A 13,611-nucleotide genomic window follows, 5' to 3' on the forward strand; every position below is an offset into this window, starting at 1 on the left:
ACACCGGCATAAAAAAAGACGTTAGCTCAAAAAATGCCGCTAACGTCGCTATCAGCTTTAGATTGCTTGGCGATTTGCCAATGCTTTTTCAATCGTCCGATCAACTAAAATGGATTGGGCATCCACGACTGGATAAGGATTGTCAGTCACAAATTCATCCATCAAGGATAACTCGGTACATCCAAGTACTACGCTTTCACAGCCGATGCGTTCGGTGACTTCTTCCAGTATCTCAAAGTAAAGTTCTTGATCCAGATGATCATTTTCTTTGATTCGATCATAGATCAATGTATTGACCTTTTTTTGGATCGCTGGCTCTGGGAGATAGACATCAAGTCCCAACTGGCGCAATTCTTTCTCATAGATGCCGGCTTTGACACTGCCTTCTGTCCCAAGAAAGGCCACTTTTCCAGTGACGCCTTTTTCAAAAACGACTTTCGCTGCCTCACGAGGCATATGCAAAATCTCAATCTCAGTAGCCGCTTGCAACTCATCAAAAAAATAATGCGCTGTGTTACAAGTCAACACAATAAAATTTGGCTTTAATAAATTTTGTTTTTCGATGTCGTCCATTAAATAAGGAACAGGGTTTTCTAACGTATTGTCTAAAATATATGCCGTCCGATCCGGTACTGTCGCATGATTGAATAAAACATAGTTCAAGTAATCTTGGTCTTTATGGGTCTGTGTCCGTCGGTTTAAAATGCGGACGAAACTTTCCGTCGCTAACGTTCCCATGCCGCCTAAAATACTAAAAAAATTCTCCATCTTCTAGCCTTCTTTCGTATGGAAATACGTTTTGAATCGTTTGTTGTATAGATGGAACATTCTCTTTAATAGAATCCAACGCTTCAGCGATAAGTCTTCTTTATAAAAGACGGTCGTTCCCCAGCGATTGTCTGCTAATAATTTTTTTGCTCGTTCTTTCGCAGGATTTTCTTTTGCGTAAGTCAAGAAGATGTTTTTTGGTACACCTAGCCATAATTTCGCCTCCGGCGCGTCAGCTTTGCCATAAACCGTTTCTGTGTAAGGTTTTTCGAAGACTAAATCTTCAGTGATAAACTTTGCCAAATTCAATCCGCTTAAGGTAATAAAGAAACTGCTTCTTCCTTGACGCAAGTTGATTTCAAATAATTTATATTGCCCGTCGCGCGCATCATATTTCAAGTCAAAATTGGCAAATCCAACATACTCGATCTCTTTTAAAAACTTACGAATCATTTGATAGATTTGATCATTTTCATCTGGAATGATCACGACATAATTCCCAACAGCGCCAGGGGTTGGGTCTTCTAGTAAAGGATGACCTAAGCCCATCACACGAACTTCGTGATTCTCATCAACATAGGCATTTAAAACCCGCATGTTGCTGTCGTCGCCAGGAATAAAATCTTGGACGATCATTTCATATTGATAACCCGCTTGATAAATGCGAGAAACGATTTCTTCAAATTCTGTTCGATTATCAATAATAAAGGCTTTTTTGCGTCCTTCAAAATCAACTGACAGCCACGCGACACTATTTGCTGGTTTCAAAGCCACAGGAAAATCAAAAGGCAGCTCTCCTTTGAACGTTCCTTCCGTCAACAGTTCAGGCGTTAAAATGAAGGTCTTAGGATAAGGCAAGCCATATTCCTCGCAGACTTCGTAAAAGCTTACTTTGTTGATCAACCGTTTTAGTAAAGAATAATCGTTAGCGATAAAGGTATAATAGGGCTTCAATTCTTCTTTATGCTTCGCTAACAGTTCCGCATAACCATCGCCGCAAGGAATCAACAAATATTTCATCGCAGGATCGTTGTAAGTATTTTTTCCTAACTTGATCAACGTTTCAGTGAATCCGGGATCATGGTCAAAACCTTCCACTTGATTGATTTTTACAATTTTACTAAAGCGGGTTGGCGCAAGTTCGGCGCCTGCATAGGCAACTGATTGAATACCATATGCTTCGTGGAACGCTCTGGCCATACCATAAACATTCATATCGCTTCCTAATAATATGGGAAGAAAATTTTCCTGACTCATCAAAAATCACTCTCTCTTTTGAATACGAAAAACGACCTCTCTCGTTTCGTTTAATTACAATAGCATTATAATACCACAAAGAAAAAAGCAATCAAAGTATCTATCTTTGATTGCTTTCTCCCACTTTGAACGGATAGAACTTATAGGCAGTTTATTCAATGCGAATATACGTATACCTATTGCTATTCTAACAAATAAAATTTTGATTTCAAGCCCTTATCATGAAATTTGCAGATATTTCACGCTTCCTTAAACTTTAGCGAAACCTATTGACAGACAAGTGAAAAAGTGAGTGCTTTTTCATCTGCTTAAAGGACTTTTTTCAAATAATGACCGGTGTAGCTGTCTGAAACCGCAGCAATTTCTTCTGGTGTACCAGTTGCAATGATCGTGCCACCGCCTTCGCCACCTTCTGGACCTAGGTCAATCACATGGTCCGCTGATTTGATGACATCCAAGTTGTGTTCGATCACTAAAACGGTGTTGCCAGCGTCGACAAATCGTTCCAAAACTTTCAACAAACGGGCAATATCATCCGTATGCAGACCAGTCGTCGGTTCATCTAAGATATAAAAACTCTTGCCATTGGAATTTTTGTGCAGTTCACTGGCAAGCTTCATCCGTTGCGCTTCCCCACCAGACAAAGTAGTCGCTGGTTGTCCCATAGTGACATAACCTAAACCGACATCGACGATCGTTTGCAATTTTCGATGGATTTTGGGAATATGTTGGAAAAATTCCACTGCATCTTCCACGGTCATATCTAAGATTTCCGAAATGTTTTTTCCTTTGTAATGAACTTCTAACGTTTCTGAGTTATAACGTTTGCCATGACAAACCTCACAAGGTACGTAGACATCAGGTAAGAAGTGCATCTCGATCTTGATGATTCCGTCCCCTTTACATGCTTCACAGCGTCCACCTTTTACATTAAAACTAAAGCGTCCTTTTTTATAACCACGGACTTTCGCCTCATTGGTTTTAGCAAATAAATCACGAATGTCATCAAAGACACTGGTATATGTTGCCGGATTGCTTCGAGGTGTCCGACCAATCGGGCTCTGATCGATATCGATCAATTTCTCAATAGCTTCATAACCAGTAATGGTTTTAAAGCGGCCAGGTTTGTTCGAATTCCGATTGATTTTTTGCGCCAAGGCTTTTTTCAAAATTTCATTGACTAATGTTGATTTACCAGAGCCAGAGACCCCTGTAACTGCGACGAACTTTCCTAATGGAAAATCGACCGAAATGTTTTTCAAGTTATTCTCGGAGGCACCGGTCACACGAATCTTTTCACCATTGCCTTTGCGGCGTTCCGTCGGTGTTGGGATTTCTCGTTTTCCAGATAAGTATTGACCTGTTAAAGAAGACTCATTGGCAGCGACTTCATCGGGAGTGCCTGCAGCGACGATCTCGCCACCTGCATGTCCTGCACCCGGACCGACATCGATCAAGTAGTCTGCTGCCCGCATCGTGTCTTCGTCATGCTCAACGACAATCAGGGTATTCCCGAGATCACGCATTTTCCGCAATGAATCTAGCAAGCGATCATTGTCTCGTTGGTGAAGACCGATCGATGGCTCATCAAGAATGTAAAGCACCCCAGACAGATTGGAGCCGATTTGTGTTGCCAAGCGAATTCGTTGCGCTTCCCCACCAGAGAGTGTGCCTGACGCACGACTCAAGGTCAAATAGTCCAATCCGACATTTTTTAAGAAGCTTAAACGATCATCGACTTCTTTCACGATCGGACGTGCAATCATTTGCTCTTGTTCCGTTAGTTTCAATTCTTCGACAAAGTTCAAGGCATTGTTGATCGCCATCTCACTCATTTCACCAATATGCTTCCCATTGACTTGCACGCACAGCGCTTGAGGGTTCAAGCGATAGCCATGACAGGTTTTACAAGTCAACTCTGTCATGTACAAACGCATTTGATCACGGGTAAAATCAGAGTTGGTTTCATGATAACGGCGTTTGATATTTGGTAAGATCCCTTCAAAAGCGACCTCAACATCACGCACCCCACCAAAATCATTCTCATAATGGAAATGGAACATCTCCCCATTCGAACCATTCAAGATAATATCTCTGTGTTCTTCTGGCAATTCTTCAAATGGTGTGTCCATATCGATATTGAATTCTTGACAGGCTTGTTCCAGCATTTGCGGATAATATTGTGAACTGATTGGATTCCATGGCAATAGTGCGCCTTCACGCAACGTTTTGCTTTGATCGGGAATCACTAAGTCGACATCGACTTCTAGCTTCACGCCAAGACCATCACAGTCTGGACAAGCACCAAAAGGCGCGTTGAATGAAAAGAGGCGTGGTTCTAATTCTCCAACCGTAAAACCGCAATAAGGACAAGAATAATGTTCACTGAAGAGCATTTCTTTTTGGCCGATCACATCGACTACCGCATAGCCGTCCGCTAACCGTAATGCCGCTTCAAAAGAATCAAACAGGCGTGAACGTATGCCTTCCTTCACAACAATCCGGTCGATGATGATGGCAATATCGTGCTTTTTATTTTTTTCTAATTCAGGCGCTTCAGAAACATCATAGACTTCACCGTCTACGCGCATCCTTACATAGCCTTCTCTTTGGATACGTTCGAAGACTTTTTTGTGCTGCCCTTTCTTTTGGTAAACGATCGGTGCCAACAATTGGATCTTGGTGCGTTCTGGTAATGCCAAAACTTCATCCACCATCTGCTCAACCGACTGACTAGTGATCTCGATGTGATCATTTGGACAAATCGGGTGACCGATTCTAGCGTAAAGAAGCCGCAGATAATCATTGATTTCAGTAACCGTCCCTACTGTTGATCGCGGGTTCTTGCTGGTGGTTTTTTGATCGATAGAAATCGCTGGACTAAGTCCATCAATGCTATCTACGTCTGGTTTATCCATTTGACCTAAAAACTGACGGGCATACGCCGATAGACTTTCTACATATCGGCGTTGTCCTTCGGCATACAACGTATCAAAAGCTAAGGAACTTTTCCCTGAACCCGAAAGACCAGTAACAACAACGAGTTGGTCTCTGGGAATCGTCACATCGATATTTTTTAAATTATGGGCCCGTGCCCCATGGATCACGATTTTATCATTTGCCATAGTGTTTCTCCTTCTAATCAGCAGCTTTTAGCTCAAGAATAGTATCTCTTAAGGTAGCAGCCGTTTCAAAATCCAATGCTTTCGCAGCATCTTTCATCTCTTTTTCTAGCTTCAACAACAAGGTTGCTTTTTCCTCACGACTCAGTTCTTCATAAGAAGTCGTGGTGTATTCACCGGTCTCTTCTGCCACTTTTGTGATCGCGATCAGATCGCGAATTTCTTTAATAATGGTTTTCGGTACGATCCCATGTTCTTCGTTGTAGGCTTCTTGGATACTTCGGCGTCGCGCCGTTTCATCGATCGCTCGCTGCATCGAATCAGTCATTTTATCAGCGTACATGATTACTTTTCCTTCAGAGTTTCGAGCTGCCCGTCCAATGGTTTGGACTAATGAGCGTTCGCTGCGCAGGAAGCCTTCCTTATCGGCATCAAGAATCGCAACCAGAGAAACTTCCGGCACGTCTAACCCTTCTCGCAGTAAGTTGATTCCGACCAGTACATCAAATTCACCGAGGCGCAGGTCTCGAATGATCTCTGTTCGTTCCAATGTTTTGATGTCACTGTGCAAGTATTTGACTTTGATCCCTAATTCTTTGAAGTAATCCGTCAAATCTTCAGACATTTTTTTCGTCAAGGTCGTCACAAAGACCCGTTCATTTCGCTCGACGCGCTCATTGATTTCTCCCACGAGGTCGTCAATTTGACCCATGATCGGTCGTACTTCGATCACCGGATCTAACAGACCAGTTGGTCGAATGATTTGTTGAACGACGGTATCGGTTTGATCGTATTCATAGGGGCCAGGTGTTGCTGACACATAGACGATTTGATTGACATGTTTCTCAAATTCTTCCAAGCGTAACGGACGGTTGTCCAGTGCAGAAGGCAAACGGAAGCCATAATCCACTAACATTTGTTTTCTAGCACGGTCACCATTATACATCCCACGAACTTGGGGCATCGTTACGTGTGATTCGTCGATTACTAATAGAAAATCATCTGGGAAGAAATCCAATAACGTATAAGGCGGTTCGCCTTCTTTTCGTCCATCCATGTGGCGAGAGTAGTTTTCGATTCCTGAGGTATACCCCATTTCTCGCATCATCTCAATATCATAGTTGGTTCGCTGCTCTAAACGCTGTGCTTCCAGCAGCTTATTTTCTGCTCGCAAAACTTTCAGTCGTTCATCGAGTTCACTTTGGATTGAAGCGATCGCATGTTCCATATGGTCTTCATTGGTCACAAAGTGGGTTGCCGGAAAGATCGACACATGTTCGGTGTCACTCATGATCTCGCCCGTCAAGGCATCAACTTCACGAATCCGATCGATTTCATCGCCAAAAAACTCAATGCGCAACGCTCGCTCATCACGAGAAGCTGGGAAAATCTCCACAACATCGCCGCGCACGCGAAAACGCCCCCGTTGAAAATCGATGTCGTTTCGTTCAAATTGGATCTCGATCAATTCTTTTAATAGTTGATCCCGAGACTTTTCCATCCCTACTCGTAAAGAAACAACTTGTCTTGCATACTCGATCGGCGAACCTAAACCGAAAATACAAGAGACAGAAGCTACAACAATCACATCGTTTCTCTCTAATAAAGAACTTGTCGCCGAGTGACGGAGCTTATCGATTTCATCGTTGACACTGGAGTCTTTTTCGATGTATGTATCACTGGAAGGAACATACGCTTCTGGTTGATAGTAATCATAGTAACTGACAAAATACTCGACTGCATTATTTGGAAAGAAATCCTTAAACTCGCCATATAATTGTCCAGCCAATGTTTTATTATGGGCAATGATCAATGTCGGTTTATTGACTTCCTTGATTAGATTAGAAATCGTATAAGTCTTACCGGTCCCAGTGGCTCCCAACAAAATCTGTGCTTTTTTTCCACCGACCACCCCGTCAACCAATTGATGGATCGCTTCTGGTTGATCCCCAGCTGGTTGATATTTTGATACTAAGTCAAATTCATGGGAAGTTGTTCTTTCGATCATCTTCATTCCCCCTCGATTATTCTAAACGACAACAAAAAAAGAAAAACTCGCTGCCGCTTTTCCATAAATAAGTATATCATAGCGAACATACTTTCGCCATCATTTGCTATGAAAGTTTCATGCGATTAAGCATAACTTAACATGTTTGATTTTCTAACATCTAATGTGAGGTTTAAACGATTTTGTCATATTTTTAAAGAGAAAGACTTGTGTGTTGAAGAAAAAATCCATATAATCTATAAATACGTTATATCTAAAGGGGGAATTTTCTTGAAAAGAAAACACATGTCCTTCGCTTTAATCGCGCTGATTATCAGCATTTTTACGCTCTCAGTAAAGTCAGCAAGTGCGGAGGAAACTACGTATAAGATAGGAACAGATTTAACATTTGCTCCTTTCGAATTCCAAAATGAAAATAATGAATACGTTGGGATCGATATAGATTTATTAAATGCGATCGCAGAAGATCAAGGTTTTGCAGTTGATTTACGTCCTTTAGGTTTTGACGCCTCCATTCAAGGCGTGCAATCAAATCAGTTAGATGGCATGATCGCTGGGATGAGTATCACAGATGAACGTAAAGAAACCTTTGATTTCTCTGATCCTTATTTCGATAGTGGGATTCAAATGGCAGTAGCTGCTGACAATGACAGTATTACTAGCTACGAGGATCTTGAAGGCGAAACGGTCGGTGCAAAGGTTGGTACCGAAAGTGCCCGCTTTCTAGAAAGCAATAAAGACCAATATGGCTACGACATCAAATTATATGATGACGCTACTGGACTATATGGCGCTGTACGCAATGGTACTGTGGCAGCCGCTTTTGATGATTATCCAGTGCTTGGCTATGCTATCAACAATGGCGAACCAATGAAGCTTGTCGGCGAACCTGAAAAAGGCGCTTCTTACGGATTTGCCGTCAGAAAAGGCCAAAATCAAGAACTCCTTGAAAAATTCAACGCTGGTTTAGCCAATATGAAAGCTTCCGGCAAATACGACGAAATCGTCAATACTTACATCACAACGTCTGATACAGATGCAGGCACTAGTGAAATGGTGAAAGTCGAACCAAAGAAAGATGTTTACCGAATTGCCAGTGACTCAGCCTTCGCTCCATTTGAATTCCAAAATGAAGACAATGAGTACGTAGGGATCGATGTTGATTTAATGAACCGGGCGGCAGAATTGCAAGGGTTCAACATCGAATTCAATTTCATCGGTTTTTCCGGAGCTTTGCAAGCGTTGGATGGTAACCAAGCAGATGGGATGATCGCTGGGATGACAATCACTGATGAGCGTCGTCAATCCTATGACTTTTCTGATTCTTATTTTGAAAGTGGTATTCAGATTGCTGTAAAAGAAGGCAATGATTCCATCAAATCCTATGAAGATTTAGATGGAAAAACCGTCGGTGCAAAAGTTGGGACAGAAAGTGCAGACTTCTTGATCGCCAACGAAGAGAAATATGGCTATTCGATCAAATATTATGATGCTGCCGATCAATTATATGCGGCTGTTAACGGCGGACAAATTGATGCCATGATGGATGATTATCCAGTGATTGGTTATGCCATCAGCCAAGGACAAAAACTAGTGACACCGATTGAAAAAGAATCTGGTGGTCAGTACGGTTTTGCGGTGAAAAAAGGCCAAAATCCTGAACTGATCCAAATGTTCAATGAAGCATTGAAAGAAATGAAACGGACTGGGGAGTACGATCAAATCATCAATAAATACATTGAAGATGGCTCTGCCACAGAAAAACGAGTGGATGAATCAACGATCACTGGTTTGATCAGCAACAACTATAACGTCTTGTTAAAAGGATTATGGAATACCCTTTTACTAGCATTGATTTCTTTTGCCTTAGCATTAGTGATCGGAATCATTTTTGGACTATTTAGTGTTGCTCCAATCAAAGCATTGCGGGTTTTTGCAGGGATCTATGTTGACATCATTCGTGGTATTCCTATGATGGTATTGGCTTTCTTCATCTTCTTCGGCCTCTCCGATGCGATTGGTATCACGATTCCGGACTTTGCTGCTGGGGTCATTACATTGACCTTAAATGCCAGTGCCTATATCGCTGAGATCGTCCGTGGTGGGATCAACGCGGTGCCAAAAGGTCAGATGGAAGCCTCTCGTAGTTTGGGGATGACCTACACTCGGACAATGCAGAAAATCATTTTACCGCAAGCGATCAAAATCATGATTCCATCTTTCGTTAACCAATTCGTTATCTCGTTGAAAGATACAACGATCATCTCGGTTATTGGAGTCGTAGAATTATTGCAAACTGGGAAAATCATCGTTGCACGAACCACACAAAGTACCTATGTCTACTTGATCATCGCGATTATTTACTTAGTCGTGATCACAGCTTTAACGAAACTTGCAAAAGTTTTAGAAAAGAAGGTGAAATAGCATGAAAGAAAAAATCTTAGTTGAAAATCTTGTAAAAAAATACGGCGACAATACCGTATTGAACAATATCAATGTTTCAATCGCTGAAGGAGAAGTCGTTTGTGTGATCGGCCCTTCAGGATCTGGGAAATCGACGTTCTTACGCTGTTTGAACCGCTTAGAAGAACCAACCAGCGGCGATATTATCGTTGACGGCGCACATCTGATGGATAAAAACACCAATATCAATGCTGTTCGTCAACATATCGGCATGGTGTTTCAGCATTTCAATCTCTTCCCTCACTTGTCGGTTTTAGAAAATATTATTTTAGCTCCAATGGATCTAAAAAATGCTTCTCGGCAAGAAGCGGAACAAAACGCGATTCGTTTATTAGAGACGGTGGGTTTGGCAGATAAAAAAGACATGTACCCGGACAATCTGTCTGGAGGACAAAAACAACGGGTGGCAATCGCTAGAGCCTTAGCAATGAATCCCGATGTGATGTTGTTCGATGAACCAACCTCCGCCCTCGATCCAGAAATGGTTGGAGATGTACTCAATGTTATGAAGGATTTGGCAAAACAAGGAATGACCATGGTAATCGTTACTCATGAGATGGGCTTTGCCAAAGAAGTAGCAAACCGTGTGATGTTTATTGATGGCGGTAATTTCTTGGAAGACGGTACACCTGAGCAAATCTTTTCCAACCCTAAGCACGATCGTACGAAAGATTTCTTAGACAAAGTATTGAATATCTAAAAAAATCCTCTGCAACAGCTCTTTTCTCGGACTGTTGCAGAGGTCTTTTTTTTTATTGATTTTTTCGTTTGGTTTCTTCTGAAATCCGCTTTTGATTTTCACCTAAAAATACTTTTGTATCGATAGGGTTGGCTTTGTTCGCCCCTCCGACGCCAGTATCAACCATCTTTCCCCAACCCTTCAATGGCTCTTTCCCTGCTGCACGAAGTTGCGCATTTTTTAAACGTAACGCTTGTTTTTTCGCTTCTTTTTTCGCTTGATGTTTTGCTTGCCACTGCTTTAAGATGCTCATCTTCATTCCCTCCTCTCCTTGTTATGAATCCTTACATAAATTCTTAGCAACCGGTATGCTGGTTCCTGTTGATCTGGTAAGAGTATACAGGGTTCACCTTTAAAATAGCAAGTTTTTATTGAGTAGTTAAATCTATTATAACATTTCCTTTTCACCATCGTAAGCTGCAGATACTAATTTTACTAAAACCATGAAAGGACATTTGAAATCAAGTAGCCAGATCAGAAGCAACATGTTACACTTATTAAACAACACTCCCTCCAAACCAAAATAGGTATACAAACATTTTTCTTTTTTATTTTATAGCAAATGACGGGGTTTTCCTAATAAAAAACCAACATTAAAATAACAAAGGAAGGCCAAGAAAATCATTTTGGAGGAACCTATCTTATGAAAACCATCATTTTATTTTTCCCACTAATGATACTCTCCCTCTTTCTCACTGGCTGTACCTTGATTGACGAAATCATGGATGACAACACCAAAAGCAGTTTTTCACCAGAAGCAACGTCGTCTTCTCAAACTTTGTCAGCTTATTCAGAAACCAGAGCTTCTTCTTCCAGAACTGAGAACCATGCATCAGAACCCGCATCAGAAACAACTCCTTCTTCTGATGACGTTGTACAAGCTCAGAGCAGTACCGAAACAGCTGCCCCTCAATTTTCGTATTGTGAACAATTGCAGATCGGGCTGCCGCGACGGTGGAATCGAACAGTCAACAAAGACTTGCTCCATCAACTGCAAATAGGAATGTCTTGCGATCAAGTTCTTGAAACCATGGGTGGCCTTCCTTCTTGGCGACTAGCAGTCGTAGGTGTGGAATCCAATGCCTGGATCAATTCCGATGGTGAAGCAATCATTGTCACTCTTATTAACCGAACCGTTTCTGATGTGGCCTGGCATGATCAGTTTTCTGAATCAGAAATTGAGTAATCCATTAAGCGATCTCACGTGACTGATATTGGTAAAACGCAGGATGAAATTCAATCACCACTTTTATCAGAAGTCATCTAAAAAACTTGGGAGTTGAAGGATCAAATGAAACTGAGTCGACTTAGAAAAAAAATCCGGGAGCATAGCAGAAGAAGCCTTTTGCTTTCTTTGGGTATCAGTTGTTTTTTGCTTGGCGCTGCCCTCTTCTACAGCGAAAACCAGCCGGCAGCTGCCTACGAGCAGTTTTTAGAGATCGATTACTTAACTGCTTTACTGGAAGAAAGACCTTCCCCTGAGTCCATCAGCGATCTTGGCCTCGATCTCATCAAACGTAGTGATCGGGTAAACCAAGAGCGCAGTGCCATCAACCGAAAGCGGCGCCGCGAAAATGTGATCGTCACAGAAGAGACTAGAAAAGTTTTTTCTCCCGATCAAGGAGCAATGGTTGATGAAGTAAGAAAAGTAACCACTCGCTTACCTGATTCAGCCATTGATTTGTTATCAATGATGGTTGATAGCAGCGCTCTCGAGACAAAAAGAGTGCCTTTAGGTTCACGGGACAAACTGTCCAAAATCAGATTTGATTTTGACTTTGATGATTCTGGTAATGAAAGATTAGCGAAAATCACATTGGTTGATGTCCCAGAATTTTTCGGTATTGATTTCTCACAATTCGAGAAAGAGGCTGATGTTGAGGAGATCAAAGAGACATTGATCGTACAGTATGGTTTAGATGCTCACATCAGGGACGTTAGCGCCATTCGGAGACTTTTCTTTGTTCATGAAGGATTTGAGTTTTACATTAGTCATACCTACAATCCGAATGGAGTCGGCATCACCGTCCAAGCGGTAGAACCATAAACGAAAAATAGTTAATCCCCCTCTCTTTGCGGGATTAACAAAAAAAGCGTCCGCGAATACAAACGCAGGCACCTTTTTTCTACTTCTATTTTGTTTAGGCAAAAACGGTCGACCAATTGTCACGTTCATCAAGAAATTCTTGCGCTAATTTTTGCGCACCTTCTAAGGTATGGTTCGCCGCCCAACCGCATTGCACTTCATTGCTGGCAGGTACTTCAGTTGCTTGCAAAACATCCTTCATGGTTTTTTCTAGGACTGTCAAAATCTCTTCATAATCGTCATGATTCAAGACAGTCAGATAGAAGCCGGTTTGGCATCCCATGGGTGACCAATCCACGATATAATCTGCATGATTACGAATCAACTCTGCCGTCAAATGTTCTAAAGAATGCAGACTTGCCATATCCATATGTGCTTGGTTCGGCTGCTTCAAACGAACATCATATTTGATGATGGTATCATTTGTTCCTTGTTTTTTATCGGCAACCCGTACATAAGGTGCTTTGACTTTCGTATGATCCAAATTAAAGCTTTCAACATTCATTTTCATTGTACTTCTCTCCTACTCTTTTTGTGCTTCCACAAGCCAAACATACTCATTGATTTGCTTAAAACGACTGGTAAACCCATGTTGGCGAAAATATCGTTCGATATCCGCAGTAACTGGATAGTACTCCCGTTGCAGATCAGCGGCTAGTCGCTGGTGTCCAGCTTGCCGCGCTTCATCGATTAGCTCCATTTTTCGGGCTAGGGAAAGAAACATCGTATCCCCAAAAAGCACTTTCCCGCCTTTTGGCAGCATCGCCGCATATTTGCCGATTGCCCGTTGTTTTTCGTCCTCCGTAAGATGATGAAAAACATAGGTAGAAACGATCGTATCGATTACATCCGTGATTTCAGGAAAAACCTCCATATCACCATCTACAAAAGTCACTTTAGAAAGACTGGGTTTTGACTTGGCGATCCGCCGCATCTCTGGCGATGGCTCGATTGCCAGCACGTTTTTTCCTTGAGTAAGTAGAGCTTGTGTTAGATTTCCAGTTCCACTACCAAATTCTACCACAGACCGCCCTGCCTTTTCAGCAATTTCAGCTAGTAACTGTTCATATTTGAAAAAAACCGCTCGATATTCTTCATCCTTACCTGCAACTGTTTCATCGTACTCAGCTGCCCAGTCAGAAAAAATTGGAATAAACTCTCTGCCCAT

Annotated in this window: 11 protein-coding genes; 4 read left to right on the plus strand and 7 right to left on the minus strand. The window is 41.9% G+C overall.

Annotated features, from left to right (window positions below; translation table 11 throughout):
- Nucleotides 1–57 precede the first annotated feature (57 nt).
- The 4 genes from IGI86_RS08815 to uvrB all read right to left on the minus strand — a co-directional run bounded on the left by IGI86_RS08815 (nucleotide 58) and on the right by uvrB (nucleotide 7,155).
- Nucleotides 58–768: an amino acid racemase gene (locus IGI86_RS08815; protein ID WP_005235674.1), complete on the minus strand. Its 711-nt coding sequence runs from the start codon at nucleotides 766–768 to the stop codon at nucleotides 58–60.
- Nucleotides 769–771: 3 nt separating this feature from the next.
- Nucleotides 772–2,025, minus strand: coding sequence for a carboxylate--amine ligase (locus IGI86_RS08820; RefSeq protein WP_035007337.1), 1,254 nt, complete (start codon nucleotides 2,023–2,025; stop codon nucleotides 772–774).
- 308 nt (nucleotides 2,026–2,333) lie between these two features.
- Nucleotides 2,334–5,150 (minus strand): excinuclease ABC subunit UvrA, encoded by a 2,817-nt coding sequence (uvrA, locus tag IGI86_RS08825; RefSeq protein ID WP_086299388.1) that lies wholly within the window; start codon nucleotides 5,148–5,150, stop codon nucleotides 2,334–2,336.
- Between the two features lie 13 nt (nucleotides 5,151–5,163).
- On the minus strand, nucleotides 5,164–7,155 hold the full coding sequence (uvrB, locus tag IGI86_RS08830; protein WP_008382187.1) for an excinuclease ABC subunit UvrB: 1,992 nt from the start codon (nucleotides 7,153–7,155) through the stop codon (nucleotides 5,164–5,166).
- Between the two features lie 270 nt (nucleotides 7,156–7,425).
- On the opposite strand from uvrB, the gene IGI86_RS08835 reads away from it, so the two are divergent.
- Together IGI86_RS08835 and IGI86_RS08840 are read left to right on the plus strand one after the other, a co-directional pair.
- Nucleotides 7,426–9,579 carry an amino acid ABC transporter substrate-binding protein/permease gene (locus tag IGI86_RS08835; protein WP_008382186.1) on the plus strand — a complete coding sequence of 718 codons (2,154 nt, stop codon included), beginning with the start codon at nucleotides 7,426–7,428 and terminating at the stop codon, nucleotides 9,577–9,579.
- Nucleotide 9,580: 1 nt separating this feature from the next.
- Nucleotides 9,581–10,318: an amino acid ABC transporter ATP-binding protein gene (locus tag IGI86_RS08840; RefSeq protein WP_005235668.1), complete on the plus strand. Its 738-nt coding sequence runs from the start codon at nucleotides 9,581–9,583 to the stop codon at nucleotides 10,316–10,318.
- A 52-nt stretch (nucleotides 10,319–10,370) separates the two neighbouring features.
- On the opposite strand, the gene IGI86_RS08845 is transcribed toward IGI86_RS08840, so the two are convergent.
- Nucleotides 10,371–10,610 (minus strand): hypothetical protein, encoded by a 240-nt coding sequence (locus IGI86_RS08845; protein WP_008382185.1) that lies wholly within the window; start codon nucleotides 10,608–10,610, stop codon nucleotides 10,371–10,373.
- A gap of 390 nt (nucleotides 10,611–11,000) precedes the next feature.
- On the opposite strand from IGI86_RS08845, the gene IGI86_RS08850 reads away from it, so the two are divergent.
- Both IGI86_RS08850 and IGI86_RS08855 read left to right on the plus strand, forming a co-directional pair.
- Nucleotides 11,001–11,543, plus strand: coding sequence for a hypothetical protein (locus IGI86_RS08850; protein ID WP_086299387.1), 543 nt, complete (start codon nucleotides 11,001–11,003; stop codon nucleotides 11,541–11,543).
- Nucleotides 11,544–11,648: 105 nt separating this feature from the next.
- Complete coding sequence (locus IGI86_RS08855) at nucleotides 11,649–12,404, plus strand: Tat pathway signal sequence domain protein (protein ID WP_086299386.1); 756 nt, start codon at nucleotides 11,649–11,651, stop codon at nucleotides 12,402–12,404.
- A gap of 94 nt (nucleotides 12,405–12,498) precedes the next feature.
- Here IGI86_RS08855 and IGI86_RS08860 read toward each other — a convergent pair whose 3' ends face one another.
- Together IGI86_RS08860 and IGI86_RS08865 are read right to left on the minus strand one after the other, a co-directional pair.
- Nucleotides 12,499–12,954, minus strand: a complete 456-nt coding sequence (locus tag IGI86_RS08860) for an S-ribosylhomocysteine lyase (RefSeq protein ID WP_008382180.1) — start codon at nucleotides 12,952–12,954, stop codon at nucleotides 12,499–12,501.
- A 12-nt stretch (nucleotides 12,955–12,966) separates the two neighbouring features.
- Nucleotides 12,967–13,611 (minus strand): class I SAM-dependent methyltransferase, encoded by a 645-nt coding sequence (locus IGI86_RS08865; protein WP_005235661.1) that lies wholly within the window; start codon nucleotides 13,609–13,611, stop codon nucleotides 12,967–12,969.

It is taken from the genome of Enterococcus sp. AZ188 (assembly GCF_050544075.1).
Classification (GTDB): Bacteria; Bacillota; Bacilli; order Lactobacillales; family Enterococcaceae; genus Enterococcus_D; species Enterococcus_D entomosocium.